General features: G+C 50.4%; 23 protein-coding genes. 16 read left to right on the top strand and 7 right to left on the bottom strand.

The window, feature by feature from the left end; translation table 11 throughout:
- Positions 1–183: 183 nt before the first annotated feature.
- The 5 genes from QQM41_RS11610 to QQM41_RS11590 all read left to right on the top strand — a co-directional run bounded on the left by QQM41_RS11610 (position 184) and on the right by QQM41_RS11590 (position 2,605).
- Positions 184–447 (top strand): hypothetical protein, encoded by a 264-nt coding sequence (locus QQM41_RS11610; protein ID WP_339077206.1) that lies wholly within the window; start codon positions 184–186, stop codon positions 445–447.
- Complete coding sequence (locus QQM41_RS11605; RefSeq protein WP_339077205.1) at positions 444–812, top strand: hypothetical protein; 369 nt, start codon at positions 444–446, stop codon at positions 810–812. Before QQM41_RS11610 ends, QQM41_RS11605 begins: the two co-directional genes overlap by 4 nt.
- Complete coding sequence (locus QQM41_RS11600; RefSeq protein WP_339077204.1) at positions 809–1,255, top strand: DUF3310 domain-containing protein; 447 nt, start codon at positions 809–811, stop codon at positions 1,253–1,255. The genes QQM41_RS11605 and QQM41_RS11600 overlap by 4 nt, the downstream gene beginning before the upstream one ends.
- Complete coding sequence (locus QQM41_RS11595; RefSeq protein ID WP_339077203.1) at positions 1,248–1,622, top strand: hypothetical protein; 375 nt, start codon at positions 1,248–1,250, stop codon at positions 1,620–1,622. The genes QQM41_RS11600 and QQM41_RS11595 overlap by 8 nt, the downstream gene beginning before the upstream one ends.
- 206 nt (positions 1,623–1,828) lie before the next feature.
- Positions 1,829–2,605: a tyrosine-type recombinase/integrase gene (locus tag QQM41_RS11590; RefSeq protein ID WP_339077202.1), complete on the top strand. Its 777-nt coding sequence runs from the start codon at positions 1,829–1,831 to the stop codon at positions 2,603–2,605.
- A gap of 653 nt (positions 2,606–3,258) precedes the next feature.
- On the opposite strand, the gene QQM41_RS11585 is transcribed toward QQM41_RS11590, so the two are convergent.
- The gene (locus QQM41_RS11585) at positions 3,259–3,981 is read right to left on the bottom strand and encodes a response regulator transcription factor (RefSeq protein ID WP_003623877.1); all 723 of its coding nucleotides are present in this window, start codon (positions 3,979–3,981) and stop codon (positions 3,259–3,261) included.
- 146 nt (positions 3,982–4,127) lie between these two features.
- On the opposite strand from QQM41_RS11585, the gene QQM41_RS11580 reads away from it, so the two are divergent.
- Entirely contained in the window at positions 4,128–4,643 is a 516-nt protein-coding gene (locus tag QQM41_RS11580) for a L,D-transpeptidase family protein (protein WP_339077201.1), read from the top strand.
- Here the strand turns inward: QQM41_RS11580 and QQM41_RS11575 are convergent.
- From QQM41_RS11575 to guaB, 3 genes are all read right to left on the bottom strand, one after another.
- On the bottom strand, positions 4,640–6,457 hold the full coding sequence (locus tag QQM41_RS11575; protein ID WP_050819983.1) for a sodium:proton antiporter: 1,818 nt from the start codon (positions 6,455–6,457) through the stop codon (positions 4,640–4,642). The genes QQM41_RS11580 and QQM41_RS11575 overlap by 4 nt on opposite strands.
- 95 nt (positions 6,458–6,552) lie before the next feature.
- Positions 6,553–7,866, bottom strand: a complete 1,314-nt coding sequence (locus QQM41_RS11570; protein WP_339077200.1) for an RsmB/NOP family class I SAM-dependent RNA methyltransferase — start codon at positions 7,864–7,866, stop codon at positions 6,553–6,555.
- A gap of 9 nt (positions 7,867–7,875) precedes the next feature.
- Positions 7,876–9,354 carry an IMP dehydrogenase gene (gene guaB, locus QQM41_RS11565; protein ID WP_050819985.1) on the bottom strand — a complete coding sequence of 493 codons (1,479 nt, stop codon included), beginning with the start codon at positions 9,352–9,354 and terminating at the stop codon, positions 7,876–7,878.
- 213 nt (positions 9,355–9,567) lie between these two features.
- Between guaB and QQM41_RS11560 the strand changes: the two genes are divergently transcribed.
- The 5 genes from QQM41_RS11560 to QQM41_RS11540 are packed head-to-tail and all read left to right on the top strand — an operon-like array spanning position 9,568 to position 15,242.
- Positions 9,568–11,229: an ABC transporter substrate-binding protein gene (locus tag QQM41_RS11560; protein ID WP_339077199.1), complete on the top strand. Its 1,662-nt coding sequence runs from the start codon at positions 9,568–9,570 to the stop codon at positions 11,227–11,229.
- A complete protein-coding gene (locus tag QQM41_RS11555) occupies positions 11,226–12,245 on the top strand; it encodes an ABC transporter permease (protein WP_339077198.1) in 1,020 nt (339 codons plus the stop codon). Before QQM41_RS11560 ends, QQM41_RS11555 begins: the two co-directional genes overlap by 4 nt.
- A 12-nt stretch (positions 12,246–12,257) precedes the next feature.
- Positions 12,258–13,232, top strand: a complete 975-nt coding sequence (locus QQM41_RS11550; RefSeq protein WP_339077197.1) for an ABC transporter permease — start codon at positions 12,258–12,260, stop codon at positions 13,230–13,232.
- A 1-nt stretch (position 13,233) separates the two neighbouring features.
- A complete protein-coding gene (locus QQM41_RS11545) occupies positions 13,234–14,265 on the top strand; it encodes an ABC transporter ATP-binding protein (RefSeq protein WP_339078117.1) in 1,032 nt (343 codons plus the stop codon).
- The gene (locus QQM41_RS11540) at positions 14,262–15,242 is read left to right on the top strand and encodes an oligopeptide/dipeptide ABC transporter ATP-binding protein (protein ID WP_339077196.1); all 981 of its coding nucleotides are present in this window, start codon (positions 14,262–14,264) and stop codon (positions 15,240–15,242) included. Before QQM41_RS11545 ends, QQM41_RS11540 begins: the two co-directional genes overlap by 4 nt.
- Here QQM41_RS11540 and QQM41_RS11535 read toward each other — a convergent pair.
- Positions 15,237–16,331 (bottom strand): nitronate monooxygenase, encoded by a 1,095-nt coding sequence (locus QQM41_RS11535; protein WP_339077195.1) that lies wholly within the window; start codon positions 16,329–16,331, stop codon positions 15,237–15,239. The genes QQM41_RS11540 and QQM41_RS11535 overlap by 6 nt on opposite strands.
- 148 nt (positions 16,332–16,479) lie before the next feature.
- Between QQM41_RS11535 and QQM41_RS11530 the strand changes: the two genes are divergently transcribed.
- The 5 genes from QQM41_RS11530 (at position 16,480) to QQM41_RS11510 (ending at position 24,463) form a co-directional block, all read left to right on the top strand.
- Complete coding sequence (locus QQM41_RS11530; protein ID WP_128105476.1) at positions 16,480–17,250, top strand: phosphatase PAP2 family protein; 771 nt, start codon at positions 16,480–16,482, stop codon at positions 17,248–17,250.
- Positions 17,251–17,286: 36 nt separating this feature from the next.
- The gene (locus tag QQM41_RS11525; RefSeq protein WP_339077194.1) at positions 17,287–18,117 is read left to right on the top strand and encodes a ribonuclease T2 family protein; all 831 of its coding nucleotides are present in this window, start codon (positions 17,287–17,289) and stop codon (positions 18,115–18,117) included.
- A 2-nt stretch (positions 18,118–18,119) separates the two neighbouring features.
- Entirely contained in the window at positions 18,120–19,235 is a 1,116-nt protein-coding gene (locus QQM41_RS11520; RefSeq protein ID WP_339077193.1) for a purine nucleoside permease, read from the top strand.
- Between the two features lie 29 nt (positions 19,236–19,264).
- On the top strand, positions 19,265–21,754 hold the full coding sequence (locus QQM41_RS11515) for a phosphocholine-specific phospholipase C (RefSeq protein ID WP_339077192.1): 2,490 nt from the start codon (positions 19,265–19,267) through the stop codon (positions 21,752–21,754).
- Positions 21,755–22,021: 267 nt separating this feature from the next.
- A complete protein-coding gene (locus QQM41_RS11510) occupies positions 22,022–24,463 on the top strand; it encodes a TonB-dependent receptor (RefSeq protein ID WP_339077191.1) in 2,442 nt (813 codons plus the stop codon).
- Positions 24,464–24,549: 86 nt separating this feature from the next.
- On the opposite strand, the gene QQM41_RS11505 is transcribed toward QQM41_RS11510, so the two are convergent.
- Both QQM41_RS11505 and QQM41_RS11500 read right to left on the bottom strand, forming a co-directional pair.
- Positions 24,550–25,068, bottom strand: a complete 519-nt coding sequence (locus QQM41_RS11505; protein WP_339078116.1) for a hypothetical protein — start codon at positions 25,066–25,068, stop codon at positions 24,550–24,552.
- A 23-nt stretch (positions 25,069–25,091) separates the two neighbouring features.
- Positions 25,092–26,288, bottom strand: a complete 1,197-nt coding sequence (locus tag QQM41_RS11500) for a DUF3500 domain-containing protein (protein WP_339077190.1) — start codon at positions 26,286–26,288, stop codon at positions 25,092–25,094.
- Positions 26,289–26,314: the final 26 nt, after the last annotated feature.

The following is a 26,314-nucleotide window of genomic DNA, read 5'->3' as shown; positions in this document are numbered from 1 at the left end:
CGCCCGGGCAGAATGTGCGGCTGATACGCGGCGGTTGGAGTGGTTGGGCCAGTGCTGCATTCATGTATACGAGCCAAAAAAATACGATACGGGTATTGGCTGCGGGGTTTGTACCCTAAGCCATAAACCAGAAGCGGAACGCAATTTACGCGCCGCCATTGATGCAGCTATGGCGGCCGGGAAATGACCAACAAACAGCCAGACCGTGAGCCAGATGGTCAGTTTGATACCTTCCAGACATGGATAAACAAAGCAACGTCATGGATTGGCGGTACAAACCCAGCTTGCTTTGACGCAAAAGGGCGCAGGTGCCGTATCGGTGGCGATTTCATGCGCGCCCGTGATGAAGGGACGTTCCCGGTTTACTACTGGTTTGGAGCTGGCGACCAAACACCAGCACAGCAGCGCAAGGGCCAACGGGTTGCACGGAAAAGGAGGTGGGCATGACTGACGCACGCATTGAGGCGGCTGCACGGGCGATTGCCGAATATGTATATGAGCGCAACGGAAAGCCCCTGAAATGGGAAAACATGGGAGATAACCGTCAAGAAGTCGCCCGGTGCTATGCGCGAGTTGCTCTTGAAGCAGCAGATGCAGCGGCTTGGAACACCGACATCAAGAAAGCTCCCGGCTTCCGCCAGACAATCGTTGTTCATTTGAAGAATGGCGATACCATGCTTGCCAACAATGAGTTTCCTCAAGGCGAGGATGGTTGGGTTGATATGATGGGCGATAATATTGCTGAGGTCGATATCGAGGCATGGATGCTGATTCCTCGATTTACTCCACCAACCAAAAAGGCAACCTCATGAACGCCATAACCCCCGACCACTACAAAACAGAAAGTGGCCTGCATGTCTGGGATGTAACCCGTTACATGTCCGGCAACATGGCACAGGCGTTCCAGTATGTTTACCGCGCCGGTCATAAAGGATGCGAAGTGGAGGATCTTCGGAAGGCCGTGGCGTTCTTGGAGGATTGGGTTGCTCATCCTGATGTGCTGCGCTCTGTTCTACCAGAAGGTGTCGAGCCTACAGATGGGCCAAGCGTGACGCTCAGTCTTCTTCTAGGAATCAAGGGTGAGGATGAATGGGTGTTCAAGAGCCGTATTCTGACCGATATTGTTCAGGCCGACAGCTACGTAGGTGAAACTGTTAGCGGTGATCAGTTCTGTGGCCGCAAACTTATCTCCTTAAAGACACTTCCGCAGATCAGAGTGCGTATCCACGCACTGGAAGGAGGCGGGAATGGGTGAGACGCTGCCTGATCTTATGACGCTGAAGGATGTGTTGCTTAAGCTCAAAGGTATCGTAGGAAAGACATACCTCTCCCGGCACCTGAAAGACCATCCTGAATACAATGGCCAGCCAACGCACCGGCGCATTGGCGGCAAGATCGTATTCTACCCAGAAGATTTGCCACGCCTTATCGAAAGCCTTGAATGTCGCTCAAAATCGTCTCACGCAAAGGAAGGGAAACGCTATACGTCCGCGGAACCGTCGGCGGACAAAGCATATATGAAAGCACAGGCACAAATAACCCGAAGCATGCAGAGGCTTACCGCGCGAAAAGAGAAGCGGAACTCTGGCAAGAAAGTGTTTATGGAAAGCGTGCCGTTGTAACATTTGCTTCGGCTGTTGCGGGGTATGAAAAAGCTGCGCCCCGCAGCAAAACAACCCTTCTTCACCTTTCCCGATTACTTAAGCATTTCGGCGACCGTAAAGTATCAAGCATAAACCAGACCGATCTGGATGCAGCTTACGAGGCAATACTGACCAAGGGGTCTGCGGCATCTTCTGCCACAAAGATCAGGGCAGTTCTCACACCATTGCGCGCCGTTCTGGAATATGCGGCCGTGCGTGGATGGTGCGATAAGCCAGCATTTGAGCGCCCAAAAGTTGAACAAGTGCGTATGCTTTTCCTGCGGCCAGATGAAGCAATCCGTCTAGTGAATGAGGCCGCTCCTCATATCAGGCCCCTACTCGTCTTTCTGATCGGTACAGGTGCGAGAATGTCAGAAGCCCTGGAGCTGGAATGGAAAGACCTAGACCTAGAAGCCGCTCGATGCGTTGTTTGGCAAAAGCAGGGCAATGAACGCCATATCGATCTGCCGCCTGTAGTGGTTCTGGCCCTGAGTGGAATACCATGGAGGACAGGCCGGGTATTTCGTCCAGCCTATAAGCGCCGCGATAAGCAAGGCATAACACGCTGGGCAATTGGTGAGCATTATCACGATACAGAACGCACAGGCGGCGGCCAGATCAAAAGTGCATGGATGGCAGCCTGCAAACGCGCGGGATTTCCCGGGCATGAAAGAACGTGGCAGCCAAAGAATGAACGGTGGCCACGCACTCAATTCGTTCCAGACCTCACGCCCCATTGCTTACGCCACACCTTTGCGACATGGCATTACTGCCTACACAAAGACCTGATCGGCCTAAAAGAAGAAGGTGGATGGCAAACCATCACCATGGTGGCCAGATACGCCAAGAAGATGCCTGAGCATTACCGGCCAGCGATTGAGCGTTGGCTGAATTACCGGATGTGGCCAGAAATTACCGATTGCGTGCCATATCCGGGCCAGTTGGTTTATGATGAAGAATAGTGCTTATTTTTCAATAAGTTAGTAACTGGGATTTCCGCCTTCACACGGCGGGGGTCACAGGTTCAATCCCTGTCGCACCCACCACGGTTTTTCCTAGATTTCTGCGGGTTTTAGAGCATTTGTGCTCATCTCTCATTTTCTAGGTTAGCTTGATTAACTTCCCTTAAAATTAATAACCCATTATTCAAAAAGCACACGATGGCATAACTTATTATGTCCGCACTGTCAGATTGTTCCAATCATGACATTCTCGACACGTTTCCGCGCCTAACTAATCTTGGTGGTAGCTCATCTGGCGAAGATTTGGAGCTTGTTGGTAATACCTTGGCGGAGGTTATCCAAAACAACCACAAGATTTTAATCTGCCTATCAAATTACAAACAATCAGCGAATTAAAGCATTTGTTTACCTGTAGCGATGCAGAAAATGAGTGTGTCAGATCGGGTTTTGCTTATTATAAGCAATGTTGAGCCCCCCCCAATTGGGGTCACTTTACTAAGTCAGCGGGCATTCTGTTCTGCATGCTTAATAAAATAATAAACGCTATTATAGTGTCTTGAACTACAAAAAAGCCCTCCAATGTGGAGGGCTTTTTTCATATAATTTAAATCACGAAGCCGTTAGAAGTTAAAACGACTTCAATTTACCAAAAATCAAACGGCTGTTGTCGCAACTTCTGGTTCTGGGTTAAGGCGATACCCCCCGCCTTCTGTAACCAGCAAAGAAGCATGAGCTGGATCTGGCTCAATCTTCTGGCGCAGGCGGTAAATGTGGGTTTCCAGCGTATGGGTTGTTACCGCAGCATTATATCCCCACACCTCGTTTAGCAAAACCTGCCGGGGCACCGGGCGCGTTCCTGCGCGATAAAGAAACTTCAGAATAGCCGTTTCTTTTTCCGTCAAACGAATGCGACGGTTTTTGGCTGGTTCCTGCAACAGCTTGGCAGAAGGGCGGAACGTATATGGGCCAATGGAAAACACAGCATCTTCACTGTTTTCAAACAGTCTTAGCTGCGCCCGCAATCTGGCCAGAAGTTCTGCAATACGGAAAGGTTTGGCAACGTAATCATTGGCACCAGCATCAAGCCCCTTCACAATATCAGATTCATCATCTGATCCTGTAAGCATGATAACGGGCATACGCAGGCCATCCTTGCGCAGTTCTGCACAAAAATCGCGCCCATCTCCATCTGGCAGGGTTACGTCCAGCAGAATGGCATCACACCGTGCATCTGGTTCCTTCAGCTTCTGGCGAGCTTCGGCCAATGTTGCCGCCTCCAGAACCTGAAATTCTCCATCCAACTGCAACTGCTCTGCCAGTGTTCTGCGAATGACCTGATCGTCATCTACAACCAAAATTGGGCGCGCACCCGTCATGGAACATCGTCTCCTTATGTCAGCCCTCTGGCTCGGCTGCCTTGGCCTACTTCTTTATCGATCACACAACGAATCGTATCGAAACCAATTTCCGGCATGATACGTCAACCTCACGCGAAAGCCATAAAGCAGGGGTAAGATTGTTTATGATGATACACGTCTGGCCAACAGTAAACAGCAATATGGATGCACAACTGCATTGCAGACACAAAAGCATGAGCGCCATTATCGGCAAAAATGGCGTAACCCACCATAAGCGCGAAGGAGACCTGTGCACACCGCTAGGCACCTTCTCCCTCAGGCAGGTCTTTTACCGGGCTGATCGGGTTATAAAGCCCCAATCCGCCCTGCCCGTTATTCCATTAAGCCCGCAGGATGGCTGGTGTGATGATCCGTCATCGTCCAGCTATAACCAGCACATTCAGCTTCCCTCTTCTTTCCGCCATGAAATACTATGGCGTGAAGATGCCGTGTATGATCTGATTGTCGTGATTGGTTACAACGATAGTCCAGCAGAACCCGGCAAAGGTTCTGCCATTTTCATGCACTTGCAACGCCCCAACAAAACGCCAACTGAAGGATGTGTTGCGCTCACAGAAGCCGACTTACGCTTTGTTCTGGCATCTGGCGCTACAGAAATAACTATTCATCCGTCCCGTTAAGCTGGCTTGGCCATCTGCTCTGGCGCAACCAACCCTATTGCCACGTAACCTGGTGTCAGGGTTGGTTGTGGCTCATCCTCAGCCGAAACAATTGTAATGCCTGCACCTTTCTGAAGCACCAGAAATAACAGGAAATGGCTGCTTTCACTCAAAAGGTAGTTCTGGTTGTCTTCGGTTACTTCTATCGCAACAAAATGCCAGCCTTGGCTCACCAGCGCTTCTAGCACGGTAAAATTCCAGGCGGGCTGCCCCAACACCTTTCCGCGTGCTTCCCGGCTAAAACCACGATACTGGTCCAGCCGCGCTATGCCCGGGCTAACCTGATAAACCCTCTGCCGCCCAAAATGTGGTGCCAGATGCGCACAGACCAGCCCATTGTAAATGGCATCCGGCGTAGCTGAAATCAGATAATCAGCCGGACGTTCCTCCAAGTTTTCTGTGCCTTCTTCCGATAAAACTTCGGCGCATAAAACAGGCACACCAGCACGCTCGGCTGGATGCAGATCACCCAAGGAACTATCCACCAGCAAAACAGGCGTGCCCACAGCATGCACTGCCATAGCCAACTGAGTGGACCAGTCATTAGCTCCCACAATGGCCAATGCGGGTTGGTTGGAAAGCGTAAGATGCAACCGCCGACCCAGCGGAATAAGAGAAAAACCATGCAAAATCATGGTGGAAGCAATAACGGCAAAAACCGCCGGCATAACCTGAGAAGCTCCGGGGTAACCAGCATCCTGCAAGCGCACACCGGCGGCACCTGCCACTGCGGCCGCCACAATACCACGTGGTGCAATCCACCCCATAAACAGCCGCTCAGCCCGACTAAGGCTGGAACCTATGGTAGCCAACCAAATACCCAAAGGCCGCACTACAAACAGCACAGCCAATGTTAATGCCCCAATAGACCATGACAAACCAGCAAGCTCACTTCGTGTCAGATCCGCAGTGAGCATGATGAACAGGATGGAGACAATCAGCACCACCAGTGCTTCTTTCATCCGTTGGATTTCCGCCATGCCGGGAATACGCAGATTAACCAACGCCATGCCAAATACGGTAGAGGCAATAAGCCCTGCGCCATCCATGGTTAAGGTGCCTATCACATACAAAATCAGTGCAAGGCTAAGCAGTATCGGCATTTTCAGGAGGTCGGGCATTAAATCCCGTATGCACAACCACCGCACACACCATGCCGTGCCAATGCCAAGAGCGATCATCAATGTCGCACTCATCAGCATATGTGGGATGATGGATACAAAAAATGTGCCAGACCCCTCGCCCGGCTGCATAAGCAGCACTTCCAGCACCAATGTTGCCAGAATGGCGCCTACCGGGTCATTCAGAATGGCTTCCCACCGCAAGAAGGCTGCAATACGAGGCTTGAGCTTAGCGTGACGCAACAAAGGCAGAACAACCGTTGGCCCTGTTACCACAATAATGGCGCCAAACAGAAAGGCCGGGCCCCAGCCCATGCGCCCAACGTAATGGGCTGCAATGCTGCCTAAAATTAAATTGATCGGCAATGCCACCAGCGTAAGGCGCAAAACGCCCTCACCGGCTTCTTTTAGCTGACGAAAATCAAGCGCGAGACCGCCTTCAAACACGATAAGCGCCACCGCCAAAGAGACCATTTGGTGGAAGGCACTACCGGCAACCTCGGAGGGATGCATGATCTGCAACCCCGGCCCCAAAAGCAAACCTAAAGAAAAAAGCAGGACAATGGCAGGTAACCTAAAGCGCCAAGCCGTCCATTGTGCCAGCATACCGCCGCCCAGCACGAGAAAAACAAAAAGGATTACGCTTTCAGTCATGCGGGGCCATTTATCTTATTGGTCTATAGGACCTGATGAATCAGGCATCAGTATTATGCGTAAGACCAATAAGATGAACAGTTAAAAATATTTTCCTATTCTATACCTGCTTCCGGTTCTGGCGCGGCGCGCTCCATTACGGCGGCAAAAAAGCCATCTGTGCCATCGCGCAAAGGCGTTAAACTGATGGAACTTTCCTTACGCAATGCCTCTGGCATATCTGGGCTATCTGAAGGAACGAGCTTGAAATCAGGATGGCGCGCCAAAAATGCCGTAACCTGATCCATATTTTCTGCACGAAGCAGAGAACAGGTTGCATACACCATCCGCCCTCCGGCACGCACAAGTGCTGCAGCCCGATCCATAATGGCAGCCTGTTTTTCCAACAGTTCTGTCAGGTCCTGTTCTGTGGTGCGAAAACGTGCATCTGGGTTACGGCGCCATGTGCCTGTGCCACTACAAGGAGCATCCACCAACACCCGATCAAAGGATCCGGCGCGACGTTTGGCCCACTTATCTCCGGGAACCAGCAAATGCCGTTCTACATTATGCACGCCCGCGCGCCGCAAGCGTTTAACCGCACCTTCCAAGCGGGGTGCAGAAACATCGCATGCAACAATATGGCCTTTGTTTTCCATCATCATGGCCATGGCAAGTGTTTTACCACCAGCACCAGCACAATAATCCAGCACACGCATCTGGGGCTCAACGCCGCTTATGGCCGCAACAAGCTGGCTGCCTTCATCCTGAATTTCCACCAGCCCATCACGGAACGCCACGCTGGTTGTAACCGGCAAACGCGCTGGCAAACGCAACCCCCACGGAGAAAGCGGTGTAGGCTCAGCATGCAGGCCTTCACAGGCCAAACTACGCTGCGCCTCCTTACGGGGGCCGCGCAGAATATTCACCCGCAAATCCAGAGGCGCTGGGGTGGACATGACGGCAAGTTCATCTTCTAACTTGTCACCAAAAGTTGCTTCCAGATGCGGCAACAGCCAATCGGGCAGTTCCAGCCGAACAGCCCGAGGCATTTCCGGGGTATCCAGAGTTTTACCCGCAAGCGGCGTAAGGATAGAAAGTTCCCCACGCGTTAAAGCGCCTGCGGCAAAGCGCCCCTGCTCGAACATTTCCTCTACTTCGGCCAGAGAGAAACCATCGAACAACAGGCGCGCCCCGGCCCGGAGCCGGGCAGATGCTACCTGCCCTTTTTGCTCCAGCCACCAGCCAAGCCGACGCCACGCCCGCATAACATCCCATACAAGGCCGGATATGGCTCTGCGGTCTCCACCGCCCATGTAGCGCCGCTCTCTGAAAAAGCTGTTGGCTACAGCATCGGCGGGTTTGCGCGGGGCGGCTTCCATTGCTGCAAGCAGATCAATGGCGGCCGCAAGCCTGGCTGAAGGTGTCATATGTGGTTATCAATCCCGACGATAATTAGGAGCTTCACGCGTGATGGAAACATCATGCACATGGCTTTCACGCAGGCCAGCACCGGTAATACGGCGGAACTGGGCACCTTCTTGCAGTTCCTTCAGCACGTGGGAACCTGTGTAGCCCATACCGGCTTTAAGACCACCCACCAGCTGATGAATAACCGCAGCCATGCTGCCTTTGTAAGGCACGCGGCCTTCAATACCTTCTGGCACCAGCTTGAGCGCATCCTTGACTTCCTGCTGGAAATACCGGTCAGCCGAACCACGCGCCATGGCGCCAAGGCTACCCATACCGCGGTAGGATTTATAGGAACGTCCCTGATACAGGAACACCTCACCCGGCGCTTCTTCCGTGCCAGCAAGCAGTGAACCCACCATGACAACATCGGCACCAGCACCAATGGCCTTTACGATGTCACCCGATGTGCGAATACCGCCATCTGCAATGCAGGGAATACCTTTTTCCTTACATGCCAGAGAGGTTTCAAGAACGGCGGAGAACTGAGGCACGCCCACACCAGCCACAATACGCGTGGTGCAAATGGAACCCGGGCCAATGCCAATTTTCACGCAGTCTGCCCCTGCTTCAATGAGGGCATGAGCGGCTTCTGGCGTTGCAACGTTACCAGCCACAATCTGCACATTGGCATCAAAGGCTTTCAGGCGCTCAACTGCGCCCAGAACACCGGCAGAATGGCCATGCGCTGTATCTACCACCAGCACGTCCACGCCAGCTTCAATCAGCATTTTGGCGCGGTTAAAGCCATCTTCGCCCACACCTGTTGCGGCTGCACAACGCAGGCGGCCCAAGCTATCTTTGATAGCCAGCGGGTGGGCAACAGCCTTATCCATATCCTTAACGGTAATGATACCTACGCAGCGGTCTGCATCATCAACCACCAGCAGTTTTTCAATGCGGTGCTTGTGCAACAACTGACGGGCCGTATCTGCATCCACACCATTTTTAACCGTGATCAGCCGATCCTTGGTCATCAATTCGGAAACAGGCTGGTTGGGATCTACGGCAAAACGGGCATCACGGTTGGTCAGAATACCCACCAACTTCTGCGTGCCGGGTTCAACCACGGGCAGGCCGCTAATGCCGTGGCGGTGCATGATATCACGCACTTCTGCCAGTGTCTGATCCGGCCCTACCGTAACCGGATTCACCACCATACCGGATTCAAAGCGCTTAACGCGGCGAACCTGCTCGGCCTGTTCTTCTGGCTTCAGGTTTTTATGGATCACACCAAGGCCACCCTGCTGGGCCATGGCAATTGCCATCTGGTCTTCCGTAACCGTATCCATAGCGGCGGAAACCAGCGGAATGTTCAGTTCAATAGAGCGTGTGAGATGCGTGCGAACGGTTGTCTGGCTGGGCACAACGTCAGATGCAGCCGGCACAACCAGCACATCGTCAAACGCCAGAGCTTCCGTAACACGGCTATAGGGAGAAGAGGTCATGCTGCGGGCACCCTTGCTGAAATACAAAAAGGCAGGTTACCCTGAAGCATACGCTACGCCGCAGGTCACCCGACCATTGGCGCTCCCTCTTATGATGATGCACGCATAAAGGCAAGCATTACACGCGCCTTCTGTCTGTTTTTTTAATGTGAATGTAAAAAAGCAGAGCTTGAAAGTTTGAAACACACCCGCATACAGGCCATAACACGGTGGATGAAACGTGTTCTTCCTCTCCTATGCGGTTTTATGCTGGCCCCTGCTGCTGCGCATGCCGTAGAAGCCCCGCAAAAGGGAGGCACGCTGCGCATTCTGGTTTCCAGTGCAGTTGGCACGCTTGACCCGCAGATATCCTACGTTGGCCTGACCAAATTTTTTGAAACACCTGTTTACGATACGCTTTTAACTTATCCAAAATTTGCAGGCCCAGGCGCGCAACCTGTTATTCCAAATCTGGCAGTAAACGTTCCCCTGCCAGAAGATAACGGACTAACCTACAGGCTCACTCTGCGTAACGGCATTCATTTTTCCAATGGCCAGCTTTTAACCCTAGCGGATGTTGTTGCTTCTTTCCGTCGTATTTTTGCTGCAGGCAGCCCCACTGCCGGGCCATATTACAGTGCCATTAAAGGCGCTGATGCCTGCCTGAAAGACCCTGCCCATTGCACTTTGGCCGAGGGTATTGAAACGGATGTTGCAACCAACACCATTACATTCCACCTCAGCCGCCCAGACCCTGAATTTCTGGAGCATCTGGCATGGTTTCATGCATCTATTCTACCTGCCAATACACCTGCCCATGATATGGGAAACACTGCACCTCCGGGGACCGGGCCTTACCAAATAACAGATTACAACCCCACAACGCATATGCGTTTTGAACGCAATCCTTATTTTCATGAATGGTCACACAACGCACAGCCTGCGGGATTTCCAGACCACATGGAAGTGACATTTGGGCTGGAACCAGAATCTGCTGTAACCGCCGTAGAAAACGATCAAGCCGACCTGATGTATGAAAATGTTCCGCTAGACCGATTAGGCGAAGTTGGCAGCAAATATGCGGATCAGGTGCACATCTTCACCCCTCTGCTGTATTACTACGCAACACTGAATGTAAATGAACCGCCGTTTACATCCCTCAAGGTGCGGCAGGCACTCAATTACGCGGTCAATCGGCATGCGATGGTGATTTATGATGGGGGTAGCGCGGTTGCATCTCCGCAATGCCAGCTTCTGCCAGAAGGCACTCCGGGGTATGAACGTTTTTGTGCCTATACTGCGGGAGCCTCTCCACGAAACCCAGCACCAGAATGGGTAAAACCCGACATGGAAAAAGCCCGCCAGCTTGTGCAGGAAAGTGGCACAAAAGGTATGCGGGTTACTATAGTCACCCCTTCCGGCGGCAAATCAGACAATACCGCGCTTGAATTACGCAGCGTATTGGAAAATCTGGGCTACAAGGCTTCGGTTCATAGCATCAGCCCTGCCGTCCATTTTACGTTTGTGCAGAATTCAGACAACCATGTGCAAATTTCCATCAGTGGGTGGAATGCTGATTATCCCTCGGCTGCCAGCTTTCTGGATACGCTGTTTGCATGTTCCAATTTTCATCCCCATTCCGATAACTCACCCAATATGTCCGGCTTTTGTGACCCGCATATTGATGACATGATGCACCATGCTGCCCAGCTTACCTTAACAGATCGCGCTGCCAGCAATGCCATGTGGGCACAAGCTGATAAAGCGCTGATGGCACAGGCCCCTGCAGTGCCTTTGGTGCAGACCAAAAGAGTTGTGCTGGTTTCTAAACGCACACGAAATGTCATAATTACGCTTAATGATGAAATCCTGCTTTCTCAGCTACAGGTTCCATGACTGATCCCGCCCCCTCTCCTGCGCAAGACACCAAACCACCCGGCCCGTGGCGCATGGCGCTGCGGTCCCTCCGCCACAATCGCTCAGCGCTGATATCTTTGACTGTTTTGGTATTTCTAGCTGCGGCTAGCCTGCTTGCACCCTATTACGCACGCTATGTTGCGCATACAGATCCGTTTGTCTCCAACGTGGCAGGTTCCATCATGGTGGGGGGGAAGGAAGTGGATATCATGCAGCCCAATGATAACCCACTGCATCTTGGCCTAAGCCCCATTGGCCCCACATGGCACGGAAGCTATATGCTGGGGGCTGATAGTCAGGGGCGCGATGTTGCAGCGCGGCTATTATATGGTGGGCAGAACTCTTTGCTCATTTCATTCTGTTCTGCTGTTCTGTGCCTCATAATGGCTGCGGTTGTGGGCATAGCGGCGGGTTTTTGCGGCGGCATTGTCGATACCATTCTCTCCCGCATGATGGATATCATGTGGTCCGTTCCCGTGTATCTGTTTGCTATTTCTCTTTCTATTGTCACGGTCAGCGATGGGCTGCATCTGGGGCCGTTTGTTATTGAATCTGATAACCTGCTTCTGCCTATCTGCATTATCGCGCTGGTTTATATCCCTTATGCGGCACGCCCCATTCGGGGCCGTGTCATGGCATTGCGGGAGGCTGAATTTGTTATGGCTGCACGCTGCCTTGGCGTACCCCGCTGGCGCATTGTGCTCCGCGATATTCTCCCCAACGTCACATCCACCCTTGTTGTGCTTGGGCCGCTGATCATGGCGATGTCCCTGCTAGCAGAAAGCGCGCTCTCGTTTCTATCCATTGGGGTGCAGGCCCCTGCGGCATCTTGGGGCACGCTGATTCAGGATGGTGAAGGCCTTATTTATACGCGCCCCATGGTGGCTATTGCTCCGGGCTTGGCCATTATTGCCGTAGTGCTGGCCTTGAACATTCTGGGCGATGGCCTGCGAGATGCACTGGATGTGCGTGATGCCAGCCACCGTGAACAATAGGAGGCCCAACGCATGTTGATGGCCGCCCTCCGCCGCTTGGGACAAACAGTTTTTGTGCTGTTTGGTATTTCTGCGCTAGTGTTTGCTGTGTTTTTTGCCACACCGGGCGCAGACCCTACCGCCCGTATTGCTGGTAAAAACGCATCGCCCCAAACCATGCAGAAAGTACGGCAGGAATACGGGTTTGATCGCCCTTTGCCCGTTCAATATGCCATCATGATGAAAAAGTTGTTCATCACGCAGGATCTGGCCTCTTACGCAGATAGAGGCGAACTGGTGGTGCCCGAAATTACACGCGCGGCCCCGGTGACAGTTTCCTTGGTGTGTGGTGCAGCCGTGATCTGGATTGTGTTTTCCATTGCCATGGGCACTTTGGCTGCTGCCCTGAAAGGCACATGGGTTGACCGTACGCTCATGATGCTCGGGTTAGTTGGTATTTCCATACCCGTTTTTTGGCTTGGGCAAGTCGCAAACCTGATTACACAGAACCGTTACCACGATACATGGCTTTTTTCCTGGGTGCCGGCTCTGGGCTATGTGCCGCTTACACAAAACCCTTGGGGTTGGTTTAAAGCCTTGGTTATTCCGTGGGTTGTTTTAGCTGTTTTGTTTATTGGCGTTTACAGCCGGGTGCTGCGGGCTGATCTGGTCGCGCTCTCTGGTGAAGATTTTATACGCACAGCCCGCGCCAAGGGGCTTTCTCCCTCCCGTATTCTTATCCGGCACGGACTGCGCACCGCTATGGTCACCTTTGTATCTCTATTCGGCATGGATTTTGCCCAGTTGGTCGGAGGGGGCGCTTTGCTGACAGAAGTGGTTTTTGGCCTACCCGGTGTTGGGCGCCTCACCTATCAGGCCCTTACCAATCTGGATTTACCCCTTATTATGGCTACCGTCATGTATTCTGCAGTATTTGTTGTGCTGGCAAATGCGGCAGTGGATATGATCTACCTTCTGCTTGACCCCCGAGTGCGCGATGCCCGCTGACATGCCACCCAAAGCCCTGCTGGATGTGCGCGATCTACGGGTGAGTTTTCCGGCCCGTGGGCAGATGATTCCAATTGTGGATGGTGTTTCCTTCACCTTGAATCATCAGGAAATTCTGGGGCTGGTAGGTGAATCCGGGTCCGGCAAATCTGTTACGGCTTTGGCGCTTATGGGCTTGATTGATGCCCCCGGTGTGCAAGTAACAGGTGCTGTCTACTTTCGGGGGCAGGAACTGGTAGGAATACCGCAAAAAAAGCTGCGGCGCCTGCGTGGCAAAGAAATTGCCATGATCTTTCAGGACCCCATGACAGCCTTTACACCCGTTTACACAATAGGCTGGCAGATTGATGAGCAGATACGCGCCCACGAACGTGTTTCTCGCAAACAAGCCCGTGCCCGCACTGTAAAACTACTGGGTGATATGGGCGTGCCAGATCCTGAACGCACAGCCAATCGCTATCCGCACCAGCTATCAGGGGGCTTGCGTCAGCGCGCCATGATAGCCATGGCCCTTTCGTGCAATCCTTCGCTTCTGATTGCAGATGAACCCACCACTGCGCTGGATGTTACAGTACAAGCACAGATACTGGAACTGATACGCAGCCTGCGAGATACGCACCACTCATCCATTTTACTTATTACGCATGACATGGGGGTGGTGGCAGAAACTTGCGATAACACCATGGTGCTCTATTCTGGCCGTATTGCAGAATATGGGCCGACATCTGCCTTGTTCGCATCCCCTTCTCACCCCTATACAGCCGGGCTTCTGGCTTCTATTCCACCATTGGATGGTCCTCGGCCATTGCGTTTGCCTGCTATTGCAGGTTCTCCTCCACTTCCGCAAAACCGGCCGGCAGGATGTGCTTTTGCACCACGTTGCCAGTACGCGCATACAGCCTGCACAGCAGCATTACCGCCTTACGTCCAAATGGGCCCAGACCATTTTGCAGCCTGTGTTCTCCCGCAGGAAGGTAAACCTTTGCCACCACGCCTGAGCGATGCAACTGCACAGGAACATCTCCGGCCATGAAAACGTCTGCAACATTATCTCCCATTCTGGAGGTGCGCGATCTGTATAAAACATATCGCCTACCCCGCAGGCAGGAACTGAAGGCTGTAGATGGTGTTTCCTTTTCCGTTCACTCAGGGGAAGTGCTGGGCATTGTGGGTGAATCTGGGTGTGGAAAATCATCCTTAGGTCGCTGCCTGCTCAGGCTGACACCTGCCTCAAGCGGCCAAATTGTGTTTGAGGGGCATGATATCACGCATCTGCCCGAACGCACTTTGCGCCCTTTACGCCAACGTATGCAGATGGTTTTTCAGGATTCCTACGCCAGCCTGAACCCGCGCCGAAGAATAGGAGACTTGCTGGCCGAACCCCTTAAGGTTCACCCCGATGCCAAAGGCCGAAAGCGTTCCTCTGCCGAAATCACGGCACGTTCGCACGAACTTATGCAACTGGTGAACCTGCCCACCACCGCACTGGCACGGTATCCGCATGAATTTTCTGGAGGCCAACGCCAACGCATTAACATTGCACGTGCATTAGCTCTTTCTCCCCGACTGATTGTTGCTGATGAACCTGTATCTGCTTTGGATGTTTCGGTTCAGGCCCAGATCATCAACCTGTTTGCTGACTTACAAAAACAACTTGGGCTTACCTATATTTTTGTAGCCCATGATCTGGCTGTTGTACGCCAGATATCAAACCGGGTGGCTGTCATGTATCTGGGGCGCATTGTAGAAATTGGTGATACCGATAGCGTGCTGCATACACCAGCGCACCCTTATACAGCCGCTCTTACTGCTGCCATCCCTCGGCCTGTTACAGGGCTGGCACGCCCAGTGCCTTTGCAGGGGGATGTGCCCAGCCCCATTAACCGCCCAAGTGGCTGCCGTTTTCATACACGCTGCCCCTATGTGCAAACACGCTGCAAGCAGGAAGATCCTGCTTTACGCCCCATTCGTCACAATGGGCATGAAGTCGCTTGCCATTTTCCGTTATGACCCGCTGCGTCCACAGTGCATTGTAACAGATAAGGCCGCATTTACTTTTTCTACCACGGTACGGATTTCATCCTGTAAAACATGCGCCAACTCTATGAAAGAAACATCTCGTATCAGCCTAAGCCCTTGCCCGGCCCACAAAGACATGTTTTCAGCGTTTCCATCTCGCGCAGCCTTCTTGCGTAATGCTTGAGTTAAGGCATTCTGGACAGGATAAGGAAGTGGCTGGGAACTTCCATATTCTTCAATAAATTGATTACGTATGCCGCGCGCAAACTTACCTGAAAAAACATTGGTCAATACAGTGCTCTCAGCAGGCAAGTGCTGAGCAAGGGTCTTTCTATACGCCGGGGCCAAAACTGCATCTGAACAACCAAGAAATGCCGTGCCCATCTGCACGGCTTGAGCACCCATGCTTATGGCCGCCACTATACCTGCTCCATCCATGATGCCCCCGGCAGCAATAACTGGAATTGAGATCTCTTTTACAATCTCCCGCACAAGAGGAAGTAATCCAACGCCATTTTTACCCTCAGAGAGAAAGCTTCCGCGGTGCCCTCCTGCTTCTATGCCTTGGGCACACACCGCATCTGCTCCAACATCTGCCCATGCCCGTGCCTCTGCACTGGTGGTTGCTGTGCCACATACAAGAATGCCTTGTGCGTGCAACTTGGAAACCTGTTCCTGTGTAAGAATACCAAATGTAAAGCTTGCAACAGGCGGCTTGGCGTGAAGCAGAACCTCAAATTGCTCATGAAAAGATGGAGCATATTGCTGAGGTAAAATAAAATCTAATTCCATTACTTCGTAGATATGACGCAAAAACAAAATATCTTCTGCAGAAAGCTGATACTCTGGTAGGTGATCAATAATAAAAAGATTAACGTTAAAAGCTGCTGTTGTTTCAGATTTAATCTGGCGGAGAGACGTCTCAATTTCTGCTGGAGACATCATACCTGCACCAAGAGAGCCTAAAAAACCTGCATTACTGGCGGCAACAACCATCTCAGCAGTGCTTATTCCTGCCATAGGTGCCTGAACAACTGGCAAGGCAAGCCCTAACTGCTCAACAAATGTGTCATTTGGCATCTGTTTATCTTTCTATTCTTTTTTGCAGCATGGCACTGTATTTTATAAAACACATTCTCCACGATCTTCATGCAATCGTCACAGTTTAAACTATGAAATGCAGGTAACTTATGCGCCAGTATGACGATTGATGTGGGAATAAGTTACTATGCGTTTTCGTAACGCCTTTTTTTATGCCGCAAGCCTTTCCTTAGCGAGCAGCCTTTTTGGATACACCGCACAGGCACAACAGTTTACCCTACCTGATGGGCGCGCATTTTTGCCCCCACCACCACAGGCTGAAGAACCCGCGCAACAGGCAGATTTGCGGGCTTTTGAAAAAACACGAGGGTTGAAAGATAAAGCGCGCTGGAAATTGGCCCAGAATGACGCCAACCTTAACCCATCCCACGTCATCAAAGATTTTTCATGCGCCGCCGGGTTTGAGCTGGATCCGGCCAAACTTCCCGCAATGGTCAATCTTCTTACCTCGCTCGCACAACCTGTAGAGCAAGATGTTTCAAACGAAAAAGACTTCTGGAAACGGCGCAGGCCGTTTGTTGGAACAAATAAAGACATCTGCACAGCACATTCAGATGGGCTTGATAACAGCTATGCCTATCCCTCTGGCCATACAACGTGGGGATGGCTCACGGCATCCATTCTTGCCAGCGCTCTGCCAGATCGTGCAACACAGATCATGCAGCGTGGCCGTATATTTGGTGAAAGCCGTATTGTCTGCGGCGTACATTGGAAAAGCGACGTACAAGCTGGCTACATGAACGGAAGTGCCATGTTTGCAGCTCTTCAGGAACAACCCGCATTTACGCAGCAAATGGCAAAAGTTCGTCAGGAACTCCTTGCTTTGCGTAACGCAAAAACAGAACCAGACGCAAAAGCGTGCGCTGTAGAACAGCAAGCAGCGCAAGACGTTTTTTAATAATCTATATTTTCTGTTTTCGGGATCTGGATATTCATGAGTTGCCGCTTACCTGCGTTGCCTTTCCTGCTGCTTTTGGCACTGGCAGGTTGCGCACAGCATTCCTTGCCAATCACTTCTGAAGCACCAGATCATCTCACTATTCAGGCCCCGCGCCATGGAGATTTCAAGCATTATACGCTGGCGCTTACGTGGCAGCCGGGATTTTGCCTTCTGCACGGCCAAAACACATGCAAATCAGATCAGCCTCAAACGCCGCTTATCGGTTTGCATGGTTTGTGGGCCTCTCGCCCATCGGATCTGATCAAAAACCATCAGGATGTGACAATCTGGTGGAAGAAAGGGTGTAGCATCTATGCGGATGCGGACCCTACGCCCACGGTGCCAGCCTTAAGTTCTGGCCTATCTACACGACTTTCCAGCATTGTCGCGCATCTTCCGTCTGATCTGGTCGCGCATGAATACATCAAACATGCGAGTTGCTTTGGCATGAACGCCGAACAATTTTTTACTGTAGCCGCCACATTGCGCGACAGATTTGCAGCTTTACCAGCATCTACCCAGATAACGGCTAAAGCTGGACAGGTTATTTCCAAATCCGAACTGCAAACACTTATACAAACCGATACAGGGCCTTTGCCAGAAAAAGGCTTGCAGTTTCAATGCAACAAAGATTCAACAGGGCGCATGGTTTTAGCGCAACTATGGTTTACGCTTAAGCCTGAAAAACTTGGTGAGTTCCCTCACGCCTCATCCTTTACAAGCAGCCCGTGGGAACAAGATAACTGCCCTACGCATTTTCTGCTGCCAACTTGGGATACTATAAAAGGAACAGCAAGTTCCATCCCAACAAAGGCTGCACTTTGAAAATGCAAAACTCTTTTCCTAACAAAAATGGCATCCGCTCCTTAATTTCTGCCGGAATTACGTTTTCTCTCCTCGCTTCTTTTATGGGGACGATTTTACCTGCAAAAGCAGAGGAACAGAAAATTCCGGTTAGGGTGGTTGTTGTCACCACTTTTGAACTCGGCCAAGATACTGGCGATACTCCGGGCGAATTTCAGAATTGGGTAGAAAAACTACCCCTTAATCAGGAAATTTCTGCCCCCGCGACAGATCATGGCGTTATGCGCTATAATCCAAATCTTCAGGTTCTGGGTGTGGTTGCAGGAGAAGGCCCGGAACATATGGCCTCTGCCATGACCGGCCTTGTGCTTGATCCAAGATTTGACCTACGCAAAGCCTATTTTATTCTGGCCGGTATTGGCGGCATAAACCCCAATTTTGGCTCCGCCGGATCTGCCGTATGGGCGCGATACGCCGTGAATGGCGGCCTGGCCCATATGATTGATGCCCGTGAAATGCCCAAAGACTGGCAAGATGAACTGGTGCCCATTCAAGGTGCTGGCCCCAACATTCATCCCCTCCCCGCTTTACATTCCCAGTGGGGTGATATGGTTTATACGCTTAACCCCAATTTGGTTGCATGGGCATACCAACTTACGCACTCACTGCCCTTAACGGATACGCCTGCCCTGCAAGCCAACCGTCGCCAATACAAAGGATACCCACACGCGCAAATGCCTCCACAGGTCATGGTGGGAGACACCTTGGCATCTGAAACCTTCTGGGTTGGCAAGCGGATGAATGCGTGGGCAGAACGCTGGGTAAAATATTGGACCGAGAACCAAGGTGTTTTTGCAACAACGGCAGAAGAAGAAATTGGCATGCTGCAGGCTCTTTCCCTGCAAGCACGCGCTGGCCGTGTTGATATGAACCGTATTCTGGTTTTGCGTGCTGGTAGCAATTTTGACATGCCCCCACCGGGGCAAACGGCAGCAAATTTGCTTAAGGCTGAAACTGAAGAATCTGGTTTTTCCGGTTTTCTACCTGCTCTGGATGCTGCGTACCAGGCTGGAAGTGTTGTTGTAAAAGAAATAGCGACGCACTGGGACCATTACGAAAATACCATTCCCTCTCATTAGACGTTTTACGTATCTGACAGGATCGAGACATGACGACACGTCGTAATTTTCTGAAATATGCGTTCCTTTCCGGGGCTGCTGGTTCTGCGGGTATGTTGCCTTCCGCCATCAGCCGGGCATTTGCCATTTCCCCCGATCCGGGAACGACATATCAGGATGCAGAACATATTGTCATTCTGATGCAGGAAAACCGGTCGTTCGATCATTTATATGGTACATTACAGGGCGTGCGTGGATTTAACGACCCACGAGCCATGCGGCAGCCCAACGGCAACCCGGTATTTGTGCAATCCAGCACTGAAGGGCAAACCTATGTGCCTTGGCGCCTGAACATCCACGATACACGCATTACATGGATGGGCTCCATCCCCCACTCGCGTGAAAGCCAGGTTGATGCGTGGAACAACGGACATCATGACCGGTGGGTGGACGTTAAAAAATCTCATTACAAGAAATACGAACATTATCCTATGACCATGGGATATTATACACGAGAAGACCTGCCGTTTTACTACGCATTGGCAGATGCTTTTACTGTTTGTGATCAAAATTACTGCGGTGTGATGACAAGCACCTGCCCGAACCGACTGGTGTTCTGGACCGGTACAGTGCGTGATAAACAAAGCACAGATTCTACAGTTTACATGCGTAACCCAGAAATTCTGAAATCTGGCCTAACATGGACAACCTTTCCCGAACGGTTGGAGCAAATTGGTGTTTCATGGAAAGTCTATCAAAATGAAACAGACCAGGTTGGCGGCTTAGATGAAAAAGAGCGCGCTTGGCTTTCTAACTTTGCCTTGAATATCTTAGAATGCTTTGAAAAATATAATACTTCAGCAAACCCCAGATTTCATGAATGGGTAGATGAACGCATAAAAGCCTGTTCAAAACATATTGAAAAACTTCAGACAGAAGAGAGGCTTGTTTCGGAAAAACGTGAGGAACAATTAGCTGAAGCCAATGCTTTGCTAGCGGTTCTTAAACGCCGGCGTGATGCCGCTACAAGAACAGTGGAACAACTTACTCCGGCAGAACGCAGCCTGTTTGAGCGCGCTTTTGTAACCAACAAAGCAGACAAAAATTATAGAACACTTGAAACGCTAACATTTTCTGATGGCCCCAATACGCGCCATATGGATGCCCCCAAAGGAGATATCCTTTACCAATTCCGTAAGGATGTGAAAGATGGCCAACTCCCCACCGTTTCGTGGTTAGCCGCGCCGGAACATTTCTCTGATCACCCAGCTTCACCTTGGTATGGTGCATGGTTTGTATCAGAAGTTATGGATATTCTGACAGAAAACCCAGAAGTCTGGAAAAAAACCATTTTCATTATGACTTATGATGAAAATGACGGCTACTTTGACCATTGCTGCTCCTTCACCGCACCAGACCCTAAACGCCCGGAAACTGGCAAATCTTCCACCAGCATTGGGCCTGATGGTCTGGAATACACTTACGCCAAAGATGAAGAAGTTATGGGCGTGCCATCTGCATTGGCCCGTAGCGGCCCTATTGGTCTGGGCTTTCGGGTTCCCATGGTTATTGCCTCTCCATGGAGCCGTGGCGGATGGGTTAATTCTCAACTGTTCGAACACAGCTCTACTCTTCAGTTTCTTGAGAAATTTATTGAAGGTAAGTTTGGTAAAAAGATTACCGAAACAAATATTTCTCCATGGCGCCGTGCCATTAGTGGGGATCTGACATCCTGCTTCCGCCCCTATGATGGCACAGCCCCGCAGCTTCCGTTTATTGAAAGAGACAAGCATCTGGAAGTTATTGAAGATGCACGCTACCGGCCTATGCCCAGTGGCTTTAAATCTCTTGAAGAAACAGAAATTACGCAGATCAAAAATAATCCTAGGCAGATACAGCAATATGTAAAACAGGAACCAGGAACACGCCCTGCCTGTGCCCTACCGTACGAACTGTATTGTGATGGTGGCCTAGACGCAGATGGACAAACCATAACCTTACATTTGCAAGCGGGCACCAAAGTACACAAACATCTTTCATCTGGTGCACCTTTTAATGTTTATAGCCATAACATACAGCAAGAAGGTGGCATGCGCTCCAGCACTTACGCTGTAGCTGCCGGAGATAATATGGCTGTTAATGTTGATAGTGGTTTATCTGATAATAATATTTATAATGTATCCGTGCATGCTCCCAATGGTTTCTACCGCAAATTCACCGGGCGTAAGAACGGCATAAAGCTTTTAGCTGAATGTAAATATATGCCGTCCGGCAAGGAAAGCATTCTTCTCTGCCTAAAAAATATGGGTCACGAGCCATTGGAAATTCACTGCAATGTGCCAGAACATCCATCTTTGCATGTTCTGCACGTGCCTGCTCACGGCAGCATTAAGCAGGAGATATCTCTTGCACACTCCAGCATGTGGTATGATTTAACGCTGACAACACCTAAGGAACCTGAGTTTTCTTATGTTTTTGCCGGGCACGTTGATAATGGGCACCATAGCATTACAGACCCAGCAATGGGGCTGATACAGTAAGTTATAGTTCATTCTTCTATAGAGATTTATATCTTAGGGCGTTTGCATATTCAGCCATGCAAACGCCCTAAATTTTTATGGGGCTTCAAAGCGCAAGAACAATTTCAATCACGCATAATGTTACAAAATAATTACATATAAATATTTATATTATATTACATATTGAAAATACAAATAACAAAACCTTCACACCAAAACCACAACAATACCATTTAGAAACGGACCTGTTCTCAACAACTGGTCTTCAATTCACTAAAAGGTCTTTCTATGCCTTCCTGCTTCCGAAAGTCTCTCGTATGCACGACGCTTGTCGGAATTGCCATTCCCTATGCATGGGAAGCAAATATTCCTACAGCCAAGGCAGAAACCTCTACAGTAAAGGCATCTCAGCACGCAAAAGCGGCGCCAAAAAAAGCTACTGTTACACTGCCTTCCATGATGGGCGCGACAGCTCCAACAGATCAGGCCGCAGAAAAACTAGAAGTACATGGTGGGCGCCATCGTGCTGTAGGTGGCGGCCTTATGATTAAGGAAGATGCCCCTAAATCTCGCTCTACTGTTACAGCGGAATATATTGCAAAGCAGGCTGCCGGCCTAAACCCCATGCAGCTTATTGAATCTCTGCCCGGCGTAAACACCACATCCACAGACCCAATGGGGCTTTCGGGTGGGCATATGAGTATGCGAGGCCTGACAGAAAACCAGATTGGTTTTGAACTTGAAGGCTTTCCTATTAACGATATCGGCAACTATGCCGTTTATCCGCAAGAAATTGTTGATCCAGAAAATTTAAGAACGATTAATGTAGAACAGGGCTCTGCAGATCTGGATAGCCCTCACCTTAATGCAACGGGCGGCGCTGTTAACATGTATCTGCGCAACCCCAAGGATAAACTGGGCGGCCAGATTGTTGGTTCTTACGGCAACTATAATGCACGCCGTATTTTCGGACGGCTGGACACAGGATACGTTGGCAATACAAATGTAAAAGGCTTTGTCTCATTTTCCGATGCAACTGAACATTCCTGGCGTGGGCCAGGCGGGCAGAACAAAATGCACGGTGAAACAAAATGGATGAGTGAATGGGGACAAGGCAATATCGTGTCTTTCTCTCTGGTTGGCAACCAGTCTACCGGCGTTTTGTTTCCCACCACGTATATGGATACATGGCAGCAAAAAGGTATCCATAACGCCTATGAATCAAAATGGGACCCTAAAAACCCCAGCAAAAACTATTACCAACTACACCGTAATCCATTCACCAACATTTATGCCAGCGCACCTTCTACCTTTACGCTTACAGACAACCTCACCTTAACGGAAACACCTTATTTTTGGTACGGTAATGGCAATGGTGGTGGTGCTTACAGTGAAAGCCTGACTTCTCAGCAATATGGGAATGAAACGCTTACGGGTTCTATTGGCCCATATAATGCCTCCAACACCAAATCTCTGCTGTTATATAATCCGTCCAACACCCAAACTTACCGCCCGGGGTCTGTAACCAAGCTGACCTTGCACACAGGCATTAACCGGCTAACTGTTGGGTATTGGTTTGAGTATTCAAAGCAGCTTCAGACCGGTCCATTTAGCTTGGTTGATAATGAGACAGGCAAACCGGACGATCTGCTAGGTGGTGGGCAAAACCTTATTCTTTCCAATGGTGTAACTGCTCAGTATCGTGATACGCTAACACAAACGCGCATCCACACCATGTTTATTGTAGATAGCCTTTCCCTACTTAATAACCGCCTTAACTTGGAAGCCGGCCTGAAATATGCCGTAGTAAACCGCCAAGGCCATAACTTTCTGCCCGATACATCCACTGGCCCATACATAAACGGTTCCTGGCAGCAGCCTTTGCCTGCCGCTTCTATTCGCTACAAAATTAATGATGAAAACCAGCTTTTTGCATCTTCCACCACAAACTTTCGTATTCCGATGAATACATCCCTGTATGATTCAGGAACTTTTACGCCTAGTGTGGGGTATTCTACGCGCGCCAATGCAAACATGAAGCCGGAAATCTCAATTTCGGAAGAATTCGGATGGCGGTATCAGGGCCCAACAATCATGAGCTCTGTTTCTTATTTCCATTACAACTTCACCAACCGCCTTTATCAGCAAACTGTTGTTATGCCGAACGGCAACTATTATAGCCGCAGCTTTAATGGCGGGAATTCTCATGCCGATGGTGTTGATTTTGAAATTGGCACACGGCCTATTCTGTACCACATCCGCCCGTATTTCTCAGCCGAATACATAAATGCACGTACAGATAGTAACGTTGCAGCTGGCAGCGGTGGAGATTTTGTTTTTAGTAAAGGCAAATTTGCGCCCCAGACACCCAAATATCAATTTGCCCTTAACCTTGATTACGATGATGGACATCTATTTGGTGGATACAGCCTGAAATACGTTGCCAAACAGTATTCAACTTTTGTGAATGATCAGCACATTCCCGGCTATCTGACCATGAACATCAATGTAGGCTATCGCTTTCCAGATATGGGGGTTTTCAAGGCTCCAACTCTCAAGCTGAACCTGCGTAACATTACAGACAGACATTATCTGGGCTACGTAAATGGCACCGCCGCAAATGCTCTGGCCACTACCGGTATGTATGGCACCAGCATTAAAGGCGGAAGCAGCACCTTTTCTATTGCGGCACCTTTTATGGTTATGGGTGGAGCAAGCGTAGACTTTTAATATAGTATTATAACACTTGGGATATCCTGCTGATATTTTACGCTATGCGCTTAAAAACGCAGGATATCCCTTTCTATAAAGAGCACCTACTGATCAACACTAAAGTCCATATCATAAACAGCCTGATTGAATGATCGTTTTTGGCTCTGTATATGAACGGCTGCATCATGCGGAAGCAGCACATTTACCAAATAAACAGTATCTGGTCCTGCTCCCTGATTATTATATCTCAACTGATGTTTCCCGGGCTCAAGAATAGCCTGCACCCCAAGATGCAAGTTTATCGTGCCACTTCCTGCACGTAGTTCTTCAACACTCGGAAATACATAGTCTCTCAATTTGAGGGAAAGATACGTATGATCCAGCATTAAAGACACCTGGCTTACGGTATGGTGAGCATACTGCTGCTGTTCATGAGCAGAAAGTTTGCCATCTCCATTCGCATCAATTTGGCGCAGAACTTGAGATGCTACATCCACTCCTGGCGTAAGACGCAAAACAACATCTATTTCTTGCCTCGAAACATCAATAACTGTGGCCTGCAAATATTCATCCAGACGATGCGCCCATGCCGGAACCACAAAAGCTGTGAGCCCTGCCAGCATAAGCAAGAAGGATAATTTTGGTTTCACTGCGCAGTATACCGGCTGCCGTAATTATTGGTGGGGTCACGATACACCGTGTGCACATGCATGGTTGGGTCATCCCCCACCCCTTGCGGTGAAAACTCAATTAGCAGACGTGGCCCCTGAATACGATAATAGGATGACCCATTGCGACCTAGCGCATGTGTTGTTGGGCCGCTCCAGGCAAACCATGTATCGTTCAGGCCTTCCCTAATCTCCTTTAGCCGAGGTGCCGCATAGGTATCATTTATAATACCCGCCCATTCTCCAATCACTGCCATAAGCAGTTCTTTCTGAACGGCTGTAAGAGCAGAGCCTTTTATACCTTCGGGAACAATGGTTTCACCATCATGGCCCGGCCCCTGCACCAGATCTTCTACTTTGTAGGGTAAAATGGCTTGCTGACGTTGCTTTGCATCCAGCGCATCCAGCAGCGTAAAAGCACGGTCATTCTCCCCAGCCAGAACACGTACCACTTTGCCATTGGCTGTATAAACAGCGGGCTGCGCACCTGTTAAGGTAGGTGTCATTGCCCCATGCTCACCATCAATAACAATATTCAAACCAAGGTGATGCCCCCCAAACTGGATCATCCACGGCTTTGTTTCTGATGGGGCACCAAAAATAGCTATGGTGTAAACTGCCTTGCCTGAAGCAAAAGGCGTTCCGCTATCGGCCAATGCCTGATCAGCCCCCATGATATCCAGAACCTTCTGGTAACCTTTAGGGCTTAGAACCGTCTGCAATACATGCAATGCGGCTACCTGCTGAGCAACTGTGAACTGCCCCATTTGCAAACCGGGGCGCAGCACATCACTAACCGGAAAGTTAGACCATACTGATGCACCATAACGTTCACCAACAAAACCACCAGGCGGCCCCATACCCAGCCCCCGCACTGTTGGTTGATGTGCTTGCGCATCTGTTACGGGCTGCACATGCTGATCTGGAGCACTCCGCCGAAAACGCGCAAGTGTTGCAAACTTCTGTATGGTAAAAGGCAACTCTACAGCGGCACGTTTCTGTGCATCTAGAGTGGACAGAAAAGACTGCGCAGCAATAACCACAGCATGGGTCTGCTGGGCCGTTGCTGTTTCATCCGCACGCACCAAAGTGGGTGACACCTGTGGCGCAGAAGTTTGTGCTACTGCAGGCACCACACTTAATAATCCACCAACTATACCAAAAATTTTTCGCATACGTTTTCTGCTTTACCCTTTGGGTC

The sequence above is a fragment of the Acetobacter sp. AC2005 genome, assembly GCF_037901235.1.
In the GTDB taxonomy this organism is placed as follows: domain Bacteria; phylum Pseudomonadota; class Alphaproteobacteria; order Acetobacterales; family Acetobacteraceae; genus Acetobacter; species Acetobacter oryzoeni.
This window is presented reverse-complemented; position numbering and strand designations above follow the sequence as displayed.

Excerpts from the sequence above, each read along its gene's own strand:
- QQM41_RS11555 (WP_339077198.1), top strand. The coding sequence starts at position 11,226 with ATGACTGATCCCGCCCCCTCTCCTGCGCAAGACACCAAACCACCCGGC.
- QQM41_RS11540 (WP_339077196.1), top strand. The coding sequence starts at position 14,262 with ATGAAAACGTCTGCAACATTATCTCCCATTCTGGAGGTGCGCGATCTG.
- QQM41_RS11605 (WP_339077205.1), top strand. The coding sequence starts at position 444 with ATGACTGACGCACGCATTGAGGCGGCTGCACGGGCGATTGCCGAATAT.
- guaB (WP_050819985.1), bottom strand. The coding sequence starts at position 9,354 with ATGACCTCTTCTCCCTATAGCCGTGTTACGGAAGCTCTGGCGTTTGAC.
- QQM41_RS11515 (WP_339077192.1), top strand. The coding sequence starts at position 19,265 with ATGACGACACGTCGTAATTTTCTGAAATATGCGTTCCTTTCCGGGGCT.
- QQM41_RS11505 (WP_339078116.1), bottom strand. The coding sequence starts at position 25,068 with ATGCTGGCAGGGCTCACAGCTTTTGTGGTTCCGGCATGGGCGCATCGT.
- QQM41_RS11550 (WP_339077197.1), top strand. The coding sequence starts at position 12,258 with ATGTTGATGGCCGCCCTCCGCCGCTTGGGACAAACAGTTTTTGTGCTG.
- QQM41_RS11535 (WP_339077195.1), bottom strand. The coding sequence starts at position 16,331 with ATGCCAAATGACACATTTGTTGAGCAGTTAGGGCTTGCCTTGCCAGTT.
- QQM41_RS11510 (WP_339077191.1), top strand. The coding sequence starts at position 22,022 with ATGCCTTCCTGCTTCCGAAAGTCTCTCGTATGCACGACGCTTGTCGGA.
- QQM41_RS11595 (WP_339077203.1), top strand. The coding sequence starts at position 1,248 with ATGGGTGAGACGCTGCCTGATCTTATGACGCTGAAGGATGTGTTGCTT.
- QQM41_RS11600 (WP_339077204.1), top strand. The coding sequence starts at position 809 with ATGAACGCCATAACCCCCGACCACTACAAAACAGAAAGTGGCCTGCAT.
- QQM41_RS11530 (WP_128105476.1), top strand. The coding sequence starts at position 16,480 with ATGCGTTTTCGTAACGCCTTTTTTTATGCCGCAAGCCTTTCCTTAGCG.
- QQM41_RS11585 (WP_003623877.1), bottom strand. The coding sequence starts at position 3,981 with ATGACGGGTGCGCGCCCAATTTTGGTTGTAGATGACGATCAGGTCATT.
- QQM41_RS11575 (WP_050819983.1), bottom strand. The coding sequence starts at position 6,457 with ATGACTGAAAGCGTAATCCTTTTTGTTTTTCTCGTGCTGGGCGGCGGT.
- QQM41_RS11520 (WP_339077193.1), top strand. The coding sequence starts at position 18,120 with ATGCAAAACTCTTTTCCTAACAAAAATGGCATCCGCTCCTTAATTTCT.
- QQM41_RS11570 (WP_339077200.1), bottom strand. The coding sequence starts at position 7,866 with ATGACACCTTCAGCCAGGCTTGCGGCCGCCATTGATCTGCTTGCAGCA.
- QQM41_RS11525 (WP_339077194.1), top strand. The coding sequence starts at position 17,287 with ATGAGTTGCCGCTTACCTGCGTTGCCTTTCCTGCTGCTTTTGGCACTG.
- QQM41_RS11580 (WP_339077201.1), top strand. The coding sequence starts at position 4,128 with ATGATGATACACGTCTGGCCAACAGTAAACAGCAATATGGATGCACAA.
- QQM41_RS11545 (WP_339078117.1), top strand. The coding sequence starts at position 13,234 with ATGCCACCCAAAGCCCTGCTGGATGTGCGCGATCTACGGGTGAGTTTT.
- QQM41_RS11560 (WP_339077199.1), top strand. The coding sequence starts at position 9,568 with ATGAAACGTGTTCTTCCTCTCCTATGCGGTTTTATGCTGGCCCCTGCT.
- QQM41_RS11610 (WP_339077206.1), top strand. The coding sequence starts at position 184 with ATGACCAACAAACAGCCAGACCGTGAGCCAGATGGTCAGTTTGATACC.
- QQM41_RS11500 (WP_339077190.1), bottom strand. The coding sequence starts at position 26,288 with ATGCGAAAAATTTTTGGTATAGTTGGTGGATTATTAAGTGTGGTGCCT.